This window comes from Bacillus sp. CIS52, from assembly GCF_053545315.1.
On record NZ_JBIUFR010000001.1, the window covers coordinates 1 to 15,293 of the forward strand.

General features: G+C 50.0%; 2 protein-coding genes. Both read left to right on the forward strand.

Annotated features, from left to right (window positions below; genetic code table 11):
- Window positions 1–4,504, forward strand: a 4,504-nt coding sequence (locus ACH32G_RS00005) for an amino acid adenylation domain-containing protein (protein ID WP_448813853.1), incomplete at its 5' end; no start/stop codon positions are given.
- Window positions 4,505–4,529: 25 nt separating this feature from the next.
- On the forward strand, window positions 4,530–15,287 hold the full coding sequence (locus tag ACH32G_RS00010) for an amino acid adenylation domain-containing protein (RefSeq protein ID WP_448813854.1): 10,758 nt from the start codon (window positions 4,530–4,532) through the stop codon (window positions 15,285–15,287).
- Window positions 15,288–15,293 lie beyond the last annotated feature (6 nt).

Here is a 15,293-nt window from a genome sequence, read left to right on the forward strand (position 1 = left end):
GTATGAAGCGATTCAGCCGGCGAAAACACAGGACACTTATCCGGTGTCTTCAGCGCAGAAACGGATGTATGTGCTCCAGCAGCTTGAAGACGGCGGTGTCGGCTACAATATGCCGGCTGTGCTGGAACTGACGGGCCGGCTTGACCGCGGCCGGCTGGAGGAGACGTTCCGGCAGCTTGTCGAGCGGCACGAGTCGCTCAGAACGTCCTTTGAAACGGGACATGACGGTGAACCGGTGCAGCGCATCCATGACAGCGTGCCGTTTCAGCTGGATGAAGCCGAGTCAGCTGACGCATTCGTCCGGCCGTTTTGTCTGGAGGAAGCGCCGCTCTTCCGGGCGGCCCTCGTGAAAGAATCGGACAAACGCCATCTTTTATTAACGGATATGCATCATATTATTTCCGACGGTGTGTCCGTCAACACCTTGATTAAAGAATTCGGCGAGCTGTACGCAGGGCGCTCGCTTGCGCCGATGCGCCTTCAATATAAAGACTATGCCGTCTGGCAGCGGTCGTTTCAGGAGAAGGAAGGATACCAGAAGCAGGAAACCTACTGGCTGAAGCGGCTTGAAGGTGAGCTTCCGGTGCTTGAGCTTCCGGCTGACAAGCCTCGTCCGGCTGTCAGAAGCTTTGCGGGTGGGAACGTCTCGTGCACGCTTGATGCTGAAACGGCATCCGGCCTTCACCGCATCGCTCGCGATCACGGCTCCACTTTGTATATGGTGCTTCTCGCCGCGTACAATACGCTGCTCGCGCGATTGAGCGGACAGGAAGATATCATCGTCGGCTCGCCGATTGCCGGGCGCCCGCACAAAGACCTTGAACCGATTCTCGGAATGTTCGTCAACACGCTCGCCATCAGAACGGAGCCGAAGGGAGACAAACGGTTTACCGATTATTTGGCGGAAGTCCGCCAGGCGGCGCTTGAGGCGTATGAGCATCAGGACTATCCGTTTGAAGAGCTTGTGGAACGGCTCGGCGTGCAGCGGGACACAAGCCGCAATCCGCTGTTTGACGTGATGTTTGTGCTCCAGAATATGGAGCGTGAATCCTTGGTTTTAAATGAGCTGCATTTGACTCAAGCTGCGGATACCGGCCATAAAACAGCAAAATTTGATGCCACGCTTTATGCGGCAGAAGGGTCTGACGGCACCATCAGCTTTGATTTTGAATTCAATGCAGATATCTATCAAAAACAGACAATCGAAAAATGGCTTTCTTATTTTACCCGTATTCTTACGAAAGTGATTGAAGACCAAACAATACCGCTTGGTGACATTCACGTGCTGGATGATGCTGAAACAAATCGCGTCATTTATCAATTTAATCAGACGAAAAGCGATTATCCCAAACACGAAACCATCAGCCGTTTATTTGAGCGGCAGGCGGAAGAAACACCTGATGCCCAGGCAGTTGTGCATCACGGGCAAATCTTGACATACAGAGAGCTGAACGAACGGGCTAACAGAATTGCTGCGGCGCTCCGATCAAATGGCGCCGGTCCGGAAAGTGTGGTCGCAATATTAACCGGCCGCACAACAGAGCTTGTTTCCGGCATTCTCGGAATATTAAAAGCGGGGGGCGCCTACTTGCCTATCGCTGACGATGTGCCGCGGGAACGGGCTGAATGGATGCTTAAAGACTGCAAAGCTGATATTCTCCTTCAATCTGATAAAGTTGACGGTCTGCCGCTTTCAGGAAAACGTTTATTCATAGAGGATATTCAAACACAGGCTGGATTGAGTGCAGTTAATCCCGAACCGCTCGGCGGACCCGAATCATTGGCCTACATGATTTATACGTCCGGGTCAACGGGTGCGCCAAAAGGCGTCATGGTTGAACAGCGAAGCGTGATCCGCCTTGTGAAAAATAGCAATTATATTGATTTCACGCCGAAAGACAGACTGTTGTTTACTTCATCATTAGGATTTGACGTCACGACATTTGAGATATTCGGCCCGCTTTTAAACGGCGCTTCTTTATATGTAAGTGACCAGGAAACCTATCTCGATTCTGATGTTTTGGAAACATTTATACAGCAAAACGGTATAACGACACTTTGGCTTACATCGTCTCTGTTTAACCATTTATCTGAACAAAATGAACATGTGTTTTCGGGATTATCACGATTGATTATCGGCGGAGAAGCACTGTCCCCAAGCCATGTCAACCGGGTTCGGGGAGCACTGCCGCATCTTGCAGTATGGAATGGATACGGGCCGACGGAAAATACAACGTTCTCGACATGCTTTTTGATTGAACAATCATACGATCATTCGATCCCGATCGGGCGCCCTGTCGGAAATTCAACCGCGTATATTATAAACGGCAGGGGAACACCCCAGCCGATCGGTGTCATCGGCGAATTATGCACGGGCGGGGACGGTGTGGCGAGAGGATATTTCGGACGTCCTGAGCTGACGGAAGAAAAATTTGTCCCTAATCCATTTGTTCCTGGAGAACGAATGTACCGCACCGGAGATTTAGCCCGCTGGCTGCCGGACGGAACGATCGAGTATGCGGGCCGAATGGATGATCAAGTGAAAATCCGCGGTTATCGGGTGGAGCTGGGAGAAATTGAAGCCGCTCTGAGGAGCTTGGACGGCGTGAAAGAAGCCGCAGTGTCAGTCAGAACCGGACAGTCCGGCAATAAAGAACTGATCGCATACATGAGCCTGCAGGCGGACATGAACATAGAAACAGTGCGTTCTTTACTTTCTCAGCGCCTGCCGAATTACATGGTTCCGTCCTATATGATGAAGCTTGAGAGGCTGCCGCTTACGCCGAACGGTAAATTGGATCGGAAAAATCTGCCCGAACCGGAGCTCGCGCTTCAAACCGTATACACAGCTCCCCGCACTGAGCTTGAAGAACAGCTTTCCGTGATCTGGCAGGAAGTGCTCGGCGCAAAGCAAGTCGGAATTGAAGACTCATTTTTTGAATTGGGCGGCGATTCAATCAAAGCGCTGCAAGTTTCCGCACGGCTCGGACGCTATGGGTGGAAAATGGCGGCAAGTGACTTGTTCCGCCATCCGACCATAAAGGAACTCGCGCCTCTTATCCGGAAAGCGGAAAGAGTCATCGATCAGCGGCCGGTTGAAGGGGATATTCCTTGGACCCCCGTTCAGCACTGGTTTTTATCACAGCGGATGGAAAACAGAAATCATTTCAATCAGTCCGTCATGATGTTCAGCTCGGACGCTTTGCGTAAACAGCCGCTCAAAGAAGCGTTGCAGCATCTCGTCATTCATCATGATGCACTCCGGATCACCGTCAGTGCAGAAAACGGAAGTCTCAGACAAATCAATCAAGGCATCCAAAAGGATGAACTGTACAGCTTGGATACATGGGATCTGTCTGAAACGGATTCATGGGAAAGAGAAATAGAAACTGAAGTGGCAGCACTCCAACAGCGGATGGATATTGAAAAAGGGCCATTATTAAAAGCCGGCTGGTTCAAAACCCGGTCTGGGGATTATTTATTCATTACCATCCATCACTTGGCAGTTGACGGAGTGTCATGGCGTATTTTGCTGGAGGATTTATCAGCCGCTTACACTCAAGCCGTAAAAGGTCAGCCGGTTCAGCTTCCGCCAAAGACTGATTCCTTTAAGCAGTACGCAGAAAGGCTTTCAGAATACGCAAAAAGCAGCAAGCTGATGCGTGAAGAAGACTATTGGCGTTTTACTGAAGAAGAAACCGCCTCCTCACTTCCTTATGAAAAACCGCTCCATCAGACGGGAGCCGACAGTATTCGGCAAACGGTAAGCTTTACGCTTTCAGAAGAAGAAACATCCGTTTTGCTGCAGCAGGTCAACCGGGCCTACCATACCGATACGCAGGATATTCTTCTGACTGCCGCAGCCTTGGCTTTACGGGACTGGACAGGAGGCAGAATCCGCATCGCGATGGAAGGGCACGGAAGAGAGCATATCATGCCGGAGCTTGACATCAGCCGTACCGTAGGCTGGTTTACTTCCATGTATCCGGTGCTCATTGACTTGAATACAGCCGGTTCAGAACTTGGGACGGCGGTAAAAACAGTAAAAGACACACTCGGAAGAATACCGGATAAAGGAATAGGCTACGGCATTTTAAAATATATGACACCGCCTGAGCAAAAAACAATTCGGTTCGGACAAGCGCCTGAAATCAGCTTTAACTATTTAGGGCAATTCAATGATACAGAAGATCAGCAAACGTTCAGTTTATCCGGTCTTGCGAGCGGGCACGACATTACGCCGACATGGCAACGGGAACAAGCGGTGGAAATGAGCGCGATGGCTGCACAGCACAAGCTTCACTTCAGTTTGAGCTATCCGCCGAGCCGCTTTCGCAAAGAAACGATGGAACAGCTGCTGCAAACCTTACAACAATATTTGCGTGATATTATGGCGCACTGCACCGGCAAAGAAGAATCAGAAAAAACCGTTAGTGATTTTAGCAGCAAAACGTTAACATCTGATGATTTGGACAGCATAGCGAGTTTTGTCGAGGAACTGTAGAAAAAGGCGACAGGGAGATCATAACATGACAAAAAAGAATGCAATTCAGGATATTTATCCGCTGTCTTATATGCAGGAAGGAATGCTTTTTCATTCCCTCCTGCAAAAGGAATCACAGGCTTACGCCGAACAGGCCTCCTTTTCAATCACGGGGAAGGTTGACACCCGCGTGTTTGAAGAGAGCGTCCATGTTCTTTTCGGAAGACATGATATTTTCAGAACGATCTTTATCAGCCAGAACGTGTCCGTTCCGCAGCAGGTCGTATTAAAAGAGCGGAACGTCAGCATCATCGAAGAAAACCTCACCAATTTAAATAAGGCTGATCAAACAAAATATATCGAAGAAGCCAAACGAAGAGACCGTGAGAAAGGATTTCATCTGCAAAAGGACATGCTGATGCGGGTGACGCTGCTGCAAACCGGAGAACGTGAATACACGTGCATATGGAGTTTCCATCACATCATTATGGATGGCTGGTGTCTCGGAATCGTGCTGAAAGAGTTCTTCCAGATATACGCCTCGCGGCTCCGCCGAACACCGTTAACGCTTGAGCCCGCTGTGCCGTACGGGACCTATATCAAGTGGCTGATGGAGCAAGATAAAGAAAAAGCCGCTTCGTACTGGGAGCGATATCTTGAAGGCTTTGAACAGCAGACTGTTCTGCCGAAACAGAAAAAAGCCGGCGGCAGCAGACAGGAGGAAGTGACGTTTTCCTTTTCAAAAGGGGACACAGCCAAGCTGAAAGAGCTGGCCGTGAAAGAAGAGGTCACACTGAGCACCATTTTCCACACGCTCTGGGGCATTTTGCTCCAGGCGTACAATCAGACAGAGGATGCGGTTTTTGGTTCTGTCATCTCCGGAAGGCCGTCTGAAATTGAAGGCATCGAGCGAATGATCGGCCTGTTCATTAACACCGTCCCTGTCCGGATCAGCGGAGCGGACATCCCGTTTCAAAAACTGATCAAAAACGTGCAAAAGGACGTTTTGAAAGGGCAGGCGTACAGCTACCATCCGCTTTATGACATACAAGCGAAATCACAAGTAAAACAAGGCTTAATTGACCATATTCTCGTCTTTGAGAATTATCCGGTTGAACAGGAGCTTGACGTGCTGAACAGCGAGGGGGATACGAAAGATCTTTTCCACATCCATGATTTCAGCATGGAAGACGAAACCAATTACAGTTTTTATCTTATGGTGGCGCCGGGTGACGAGATTCATTTGAAAATGAGATACGATTCAAGCGTGTATGACCGCCAATTTATCGAAAATATCAAAGGTCATTTGACACATATTGTTTCCCAGATTCTCGACAAACCTGATATCACGCCGGATAACCTTGTAATCATAACTCCTGAGGAAAAAGAGCAGCTGCTTGCTCCAATTTCTGAAGAAACTGAAAAGCCTGAATATGACACAATTCATGCGATGTTTGAACGGCAGGCCGCACAAACGCCGGATCAAATCGCGATCAAGTATGAAGGCGAGTCAGTGACGTACAAAGAGCTGAACGAATCGGCTAATAAGCTGGCCCGCCTTCTGCAAAAACGCGGGTTAAAGCGGGGGGAGCCGGTAGGCGTCATGCTCGGCCGTTCCTCTTCTTTAGCGGCGGCCGTTCTCGGTATTTTAAAAGCGGGCGGCGCCTTTGTCCCGATAGATCCCGGCAGTCCAAAGGAGCGTATCCGCTATATCATTGAAAACAGCGGCTGCGTCCATGTTGTAACAGAGCGGCATCAGACAGTTCCCTCGGAACAAACGCTGCAAGTTACATATATAGAAGAAGCCGGGACAGAAGCGGACGGAAGCAATGTGCAATCCATTAATACAGCGGACGATCTGCTTTATATGATTTATACATCCGGAACGACAGGGAAACCGAAGGGTGTGCTGCTCGAACATAAAAATATGGCCAACCTGCTTTCTGACCAATTGACGAACACAGACATTGATTTTTGCACAAATGTGCTGCAGTACGCATCTGTGGCATTTGACGTCTGCTACCAGGAGTTATTTTCAGTACTCTTGAGCGGCGGCACTCTTTGTATCGTGCCGGAATCAATCAAACGAGATGTTTCTCAGCTGTATTCGTTTATCGATCAGCATAAAGCGGAAGTGGTATTTTTCCCAACTGCCTTTGTCAAAATGCTTTTCAATGAAGACGATTATGCACAGTCTTTTCCCCGCTGTGTGAAGCATGTCATTACGGCCGGAGAGCAGCTGACCGTCTCGCGGTTGTTCAGGCAGACGCTCCGTTTACACGGTATGCATTTGCATAATCATTACGGGCCGTCAGAAACCCATGTCGTTTCAACGTATACGATTTCTCCGGGAGATGACATACCTGAACATCCGCCGATCGGGAAACCGATCCATCATAACAAGATGTATATTTTCAGCAAAAACAGACAGCTTCAGCCTCTCGGAATTGCTGGAGAATTGTATATTTCCGGAGCGAATACAGGAAGAGGCTATGTGAACAATCCGGCGCTGACCGAAGAGAAATTTTTGCCGGATCCGTTCAGAAAGGGTGCCGTCATGTACCGTACCGGAGATTTGGCAAGACTGCGTGCGGACGGCCAAATTGAATACATCGGCCGGACAGATGATCAAGTGAAGATCAGAGGGTACCGGATTGAACCGAAAGAAATTGAAACCGTTCTGGCAAATCATCATGCCGTGAAAGAAGCTGCCGTGCTGATTCAAACGAATGAGTCGGGCGAAAATGAATTATGCGCCTACTGCAGCGTCTCACAAGCAACTGATCCTTCTCAGCTGCGGAGCGATTTGGCGAAAGAGCTGCCTGATTATATGATTCCGGTTAAATGGGCTTTTGTTGACACGATTCCGCTCACTGCAAACGGAAAAGTCGACCAGCGTGCCCTTCCGGAAGCTTCGGGGTACGCCGCAGGCCGTCAATACACGGCTCCCCGGAATGTGACGGAGCTGAAACTGACCCGGATATGGGAAGAAGTGCTTCAGAGCGGCCCGATCGGTGTTCACGATCACTTTTTCGAGCTTGGCGGCCATTCATTAAAGGCGACGGCGCTTGTGGCAAAAATAGCCAAAGAGTGCAGCGTGCAAATTCCGCTGAGCGATGTCTTCAGCCATCCGACCGTAGAAGAACTCGCCAATATCATCAGCGAAGCAGAAGAGAATCCGTTCGCATCTATAGAAAAAACAGAAACGAAAGAAACCTATCCTGTCTCATCCGCCCAAAAACGGATGTACGTCCTTCACCAGCTTGAAAATGGAGGAGTCAGCTATAACATTCCAGCCGTTTTAGAGGTGAAGGGGCCGTTTGACCCAAACAGGATAGAAGCCGTGTTCAAGGAACTGATCCGGCGGCATGAACCGCTAAGAACGTCCTTTGAAGAAAAAGACGGACGGCCGGTGCAGAGGATTCATGACGAGGTTCCGTTTGCATTTACACAAGAACAATCAGCTGAAGCGTTTATCCGGCCGTTTGACCTCGGCAAAGCACCTCTTTTCCGGGCCGGATTTGTCCAAATTGAAAAAGACCGGCACCTGCTTTTAGCTGACATGCATCATATTATTTCAGACGGCGTATCCGTCAATCTTTTGATACGTGAATTCAGTGAACTGTATGCTGGGAGAAGTCTGCCTCCGTTACGGATTCAATACAAAGATTATGCCGTTTGGCAGCAATCATTCATGGCCGGCGCCGCATACAAAAAACAAGAGGAGTACTGGCTGAACCGTCTTGCCGGGGTGCTTCCCGTACTTGAATTGCCGGCTGATAAGCCGCGTCCGCCGGTGCGGAGCTTTTCCGGTGACCGGGTGTCATTTGTCATCAGCGAAAAACATACAGCACAGTTGAAAAAGCTGGCGAAAGAAAACAAATGCACACTGTATATGACGCTGCTCGGTGTGTACACCGTTCTGTTAGCCCGTTTAAGCGGACAGGAAGATATGATTGTCGGGTCTCCGATTGCGGGAAGGCCTCATGCCGATCTTGATAGCGTTCTGGGCATGTTTGTCAATACGCTTGCAGTCAGGACGCGCCCCGCAGGAAGCAAGACATTTAAAGATTATTTACAGGAGATTCGCCAAACAGCGCTTGAGGCCTACGAACATCAGGATTATCCGTTGGAGGAACTCGTCGATAAGCTCGGTGTGCCGCGGGATATGTCCCGAAATCCGCTGTTCGATACAACATTTGCGCTGCAGAACATGGAACAGCAAAAGCTTAGAGCAGACGGGCTTGAACTGCAGCCGGCAGACATCAGCCTGCCGATTTCTAAATTTGATATGTCACTGTACATCTCGGAAAATGCTGGGGAATTGTACTGCCAGTTTGAATACAGTACCGATTTGTTTGAGAGAAAAACGATTCAAAAATGGGCGGGATTTTTTGCAACACTTGCCGAAAACGCCGCGGCTGATCCAGGATTGGAATTAGACGATATTTCTGTCTTATCAGAAAAAGAAGAAATGTCCCTGCTTCACGATTTCAGCCCCTTGCAGAAAACAGCGTTTCCGCTTGAGCAGCCTCTTCATGCTCTGCTGGAACAGCGGGCGGAGAAAACGCCGGACCGTCCGGCAATTTTAACTGACGACATTTCGATTACGTATCAAGAGCTGAACGAAAGGGCAAATGAGCTTGCGCACCAGCTGATAAAGCGGGGGATAAGGCTGGAGGATAAAACCGCCATCATGGGCCGGCGTTCTCCTGACATGCTGATCGGCATTTACGCCATCTTAAAAGCAGGCGGTGCATATCTGCCGATTGATCCCGATTACCCGAAAGAGCGGATTCGCTTTTTACTGAAAGACAGCGGCGTAAGATTCTTACTTGCGGAACCGGAACTTTCGGCCGCAGATCTTTTTGACGGAGAGATCATATCGCTGAAAAGCGGGCAAACAGGAAACCCGGAAGCCGCGGCCAACCCGAATGTTCCCGTAAAACCCGATTCATTGGCTTATATTATCTACACATCCGGTTCTACCGGACGCCCAAAAGGCGTGCAGGTTGAACATCAGTCAGCTGTAAACTTTTTATACTCGCTGCAAACGCGTTATAGATTAAGTGATTCTGACATCATTTTGCATAAAACATCATACTCTTTCGATGCTTCGATTTGGGAGCTGTTTTGGTGGCCGATCGCGGGAGCTTCTGTTTTCCTTCTTCCGCAAGGCGGCGAGAAAGACCCTGAAATAATACTGAACGCACTGGAGAATAACCGCATAACGGCGGCCCATTTTGTGCCTTCCATGCTTCATGCTTTCTTGGAATATATAAATTCCAGAAAACAGTCCGTCAAAAAGACCAGCTTAAAAAGGGTTTTTGCCGGCGGGGAACAATTGGGCCCGCACCTGGTTTCCCGTTTTTATGACCTTCTGCCGAAAACGGAATTGACAAATTCCTACGGACCGACAGAAGCGACTGTGGAAGCCTCGTACTTTGATTTACGGCGAGGAAGTGAATTTCATAATGTTCCGATCGGCATTCCAGGACATAACATGCGGCTGTATGTTTTAAATCAAAAGAAACGGCTTCTCCCGCCGGGATGTATCGGAGAGCTGTACATCGCGGGGACAGGGGTGGCCCGGGGCTATTTGAACCGGCCTGAACTGACGGCGGAACGTTTTCTCGATGATCCGTTTTATCCGGGAGAGCGCATGTATCAGACGGGCGATATCGCACGCTGGACAGAAGACGGGCTAGTCGAATGGCTCGGCCGGTCAGACGGACAGGTAAAAGTCCGCGGCTACCGGATTGAACCGGGGGAAATCGAAGCGGCGATCCGGCGCATTGACGGCATTCGTGAGGCGGCGGTCACTGCCCGGACCAAAAACGGCGAGACCGCGCTTTACGCCTATATCGAAGGACGGGAAAGCGATGACGTGCGGGCGGAGCTTGCGACACGCCTTCCGGCCTACATGATGCCGGCTCAGTTTATTGAGATGAGCGAGTGGCCGGTCACACCGAGCGGAAAGCTTGACCGCCGCGCGCTGCCGGCTCCTGACGGAGCGGCAGGCAGACAGGCGTACACCGCACCGCGGAACGTCACGGAAATGAAGCTTTGCGCCCTTTGGGAAGAGGTGCTGAAAAACGGCCCCGTCGGCATCCGGGATCACTTTTTTGAGCGGGGCGGCCATTCGTTAAAAGCGACGGCTCTCGTCTCCCGCATCGCCAAGGAGTTCGGCGTTCAGGTGCCGTTACAGGACATCTTCGCCCGGCCGACGGTGGAAGAGCTCGCTTCGGTCATTCAGGACCTCGAAGAGAGCCCGTATGAAGCGATTCAGCCGGCGAAAACACAGGATACTTATCCGGTGTCTTCAGCGCAGAAACGGATGTATGTGCTCCAGCAGCTTGAAGACGGCGGTGTCGGCTACAATATGCCGGCAGTGCTGGAACTGACGGGCCCGCTTGACCGCGGCCGGCTGGAGGAGACGTTCCGGCAGCTTGTCGAGCGGCATGAGTCGCTTAGAACGTCCTTTGAAACGGGGCATGACGGCGAACCGATGCAGCGCATCCATGACAGCGTGATGTTTCAGCTGGATGAGGCCGATTCAGCTGACGCATTCGTCCGGCCGTTTTGTCTGGAGGAAGCGCCCCTCTTCCGCGCGGCCCTCGTGAAAGAATCGGACGAACGCCATCTTTTATTAACGGATATGCATCACATTATTTCCGACGGTGTGTCCGTCAACACCTTGATTAAAGAATTCGGCGAGCTGTATGCCGGCCGCTCGCTTGCGCCGATGCGTCTTCAATATAAAGACTATGCCGTCTGGCAGCGGGCATTTCAGGAAAAGGAAGGATATCAGAAGCAGGAAACCTACTGGCTGAAGCGGCTTGAAGGTGAGCTTCCGGTGCTTGAGCTTCCGGCTGACAAGCCCCGCCCGGCCGTCAGAAGCTTTGCGGGTGGGAACGTCTCGTGCACGCTTGATGCTGAAACGGCATCCGGTCTTCACCGCATCGCCCGCGATCACGGCTCCACTTTGTATATGGTGCTTCTCGCCGCGTACAATACGCTGCTCGCGCGGTTGAGCGGACAGGAAGACATCATCGTCGGGTCGCCGATTGCCGGGCGCCCGCATAAAGACCTTGAACCGATTCTCGGCATGTTCGTCAACACACTCGCCATCAGAACGGAGCCGAAAGGAGACAAACGGTTTACCGATTACTTGGCGGAAGTCCGCCAGGCGGCGCTTGAAGCGTATGAACATCAGGACTACCCGTTTGAAGAGCTTGTGGAACGGCTCGGCGTGCAGCGGGACATGAGCCGCAATCCGCTGTTTGATGCGATGTTTATTCTTCAGAATATGGAGCGAGAGGAGATAAATCTGGCCGGGCTGAAGGCATCACGATCAGAGCATACCGAACATGATGTATCAAGTTTTGACCTGACCTTATCAGCGGCTGAATCCGACGGAAACATCCGCTTTGAGATGGAATTCAGCACCGAGCTTTTTATGAAAGAAACGATTGAACGCTGGATGGGCCACTTATTGAATCTCTTGCGCCATGTTGCCGCCGAACCGGAAGTCACACTCTCAAAAGCTGATATGTTGACAGAAGAGGAAAAGCAAAAGATACTGACTGAATTTAATAATACACAAACCGAGTTCTCGGAAAAAAACAAACTGTTCCATCAGCTATTTGAAGCGAAAGCAGCAGAAACGCCTCATCAGACGGCCGTCATTGAAGGAACACAACAGATCAGCTATTCGCAGCTTAATGAGCGGGCAAATCGGCTTGCACGAACATTACACAAAAATGGATTCGGTCCGGGAAAAAGAGCAGCTATATTGGCAAATCGTTCGATTGAAGCGATCGTCAGTGTTCTTGCCGTCATGAAATCGGGAGGGGCGTATATCCCCATTGATTCACATTATCCTAAGGAACGGATTCGCTATTTATTAAAGGACAGCGCGGCATCCGTCTTGTTGGTGCAGTCTGAATACAAAGAGCTTGCTTCACAGCTCGCGGATCACAATTTGTTGCTCATTCAGCTTGATCATGAAGATCAATACGATATTTGTGCGGAGAATATTCATTCATCAGTGTCTCCGGATGATACTGCTTATATCATATATACTTCGGGAACGACGGGAACGCCGAAGGGAGTCGAAGTCAGAAATCGCAGCTTTACCCATGCAGCACTTGCATGGCGCAGCATTTATGAGCTTGACCGTATACCGGTCAAGGTGCTGCAGATGGCGAGTTTCTCATTTGATGTTTTTTCAGGAGATCTTGCCCGCGCCTTGCTAAATGGAGGGACGCTTGTTATTTGTCCGGATGACGTCCGGCTTGAGCCGAAACAGCTTTATCAGCTCATTGATCAGCACCGTATCACATTTATGGAGTCGACACCCGCGCTGATTGTTCCGTTTATGGAATATATATATCGCCGGAACCTAGCACTGCAAAGTGTAAAAGTACTGGTACTGGGCTCAGATATGATCAAAGCGAAAGATTTTTATACGCTTCATAAGCGTTTCGGAGAAGACATGCGGATCATAAACAGCTACGGTGTAACAGAAGCGACAATTGATTCTTCGTATTATGAAGCCAAAATGAGCGAAAAGCCGCGGGAAGATGATGTGCCGATCGGTGTTCCGCTTCCGAATGTGCAAATGTACGTCTTAAACAAAGACAAACAGGTTCAGCCAATCGGCGTTTTCGGAGAGCTGTATATCGGAGGCACCGGCGTCGCCAAAGGATATTGGGGACAGCCGGAGCTGACAAAGGGCGCATTCAGCGACCCGTTACAAACGGGAGAAATACTTTACAGAACCGGAGATCAAGCCTGCTGGCTGCCGGATGGCACTCTTCGTTTTCAAGGGCGGATTGATAAGCAGGTAAAAATCAGAGGATACAGAATTGAGACGGGAGAAATTGAAAGTGTGCTTTTGAAACACGATCAAGTCAAAGAAGCGGCTGTTACCGTGATGAAAGATGCCGAAGGACAGGGCAGATTAGCGGCGTACATCGTACCTAAAACAGCTGACATCTCATCACTTCGCGAGTTTCTCATGCAGGAGCTCCCTGCTTATATGATGCCGTCTCATATTATCGGTTTAGACAGCATGCCCCTGACACTGAACGGCAAGCTTGATAAATCGGCTCTGCCGGCAGAAGAGATACATTCATCACAGGCATTTGTCGCGCCCGGCGATGAAAAACAGGCGTTGTTATGCCGAATTTGGGAAGATGTGCTTCATATTCAGAAAGCAGGCATTCATCACTCTTTCTTTGAGCTTGGGGGAGATTCCATTAAGGCGCTTCAAGTGTCAGCCCGACTCGCGGGAGAAGGCTGGAACATGTCGATCCGCGATTTGTTTCAGTTCCCGACGATTGCAGAACTCGCGAAGCACCTCACGCCGGCTGTTGCAATGGCTGATCAGGGGCCGATAGAAGGAAGCGCACCGCTGACACCGATCCAGAAGAGATTTTTTGAGGAACCGGGTGCTTTTGATCTTCATTATAACCAATCAGTCATGCTGTGCAGTGAAGAGAGATTCCAAATAAATGCTTTGTCTCAGGCGGTTCGCTCGCTGACAGAACATCACGATGCGCTGCGAATGACATTCACTGAAAATGAGCATGGGGAAGTTGTTCAATATAACCGCGGAATCACAGAGCAGCATGAAGAAATCTTTACACTTAACGTCATAGATCTTTCAGAAGAAACACAGCCGGAAAAACGGATAGCCGCCGAGGAAAAAGAAATACAGCAGGCCATGCGCCTTGATCAAGGGCCTCTGTTTCATCTCGGAGTGTTCCGGCTGAAAGAAGCCGACCATCTGCTGATCACGATTCATCACCTTATCACGGACGGCGTGTCGTGGAGAATATTGCTTGAAGATCTGCAGACAGCTTATCAGCAGGCATTAGAAGGCCGACAAATCAAACTGCCGCCGAAAAGCGATTCTTATATCACATATGCCGAACAACTTTTTGACATATCCAAAAGCAAAGCGCTGCTTGAAGAAGCCGCGTACTGGGACAGTGTGATGTCTTTTGAAACAGCGCCGCTGCCGAAAATAAATGATGGAAATGCCGGACGGATGCAGGAAAACGCGCGCACGGCATCGTGGATATTAAGCAGGGAGCTCACAAAACAGCTGCTTTTAGAAACACAGCAGGCATACGGCACGGATGTTCATGAATTGCTTTTAACGGCGCTTGGAATGGCGCTTCATGAGTGGACGGGTTCTGAACGGATGCTTATCAGCACTGAAGGACACGGACGCCAGGGACATATGCCTGACATTGATATTTCGAGAACGGCAGGCTGGTTTACATCTGTTTATCCCGTGCTCTTAGATATGAGAGTGCCGGACGGCTCAGGCGAAAAAACCGCTCACCGTATAAAGACAGTAAAAGACATGATGAGACGGGTTCCTCATTACGGAACCGGCTACGGGCTGCTGAGATATTCGCGAAACATTCTTTATAAAGACCCAGAAATAAGCTTTAACTATCTCGGTGCGTTTGACGGTCTTGAGGGAGGACTGAAGATGTCGCCATTTAAGCCGCAGCATGATATAGCGGCCGGGCGCATCCGCGAGTTTGACCTGGATATTAACGCGATGACGGCGGACGGACGTCTGGAGGTAAAAGCCGTTTATACCGGCGTATTTGCACCGGGGGCAGTCGAGTCTTTCATGAATCGTTTCCAAACTCGTCTTGAGGACATCATCGCCCACTGTTCTGGCAAGAAAGAGCGGGAAAAAACATTGACTGATTACAGCCATAAGGAATTGACCGCTCAAGCACTATCAAGCATTGAAGATCTCGTAAAAGGACTTTAATTTCAT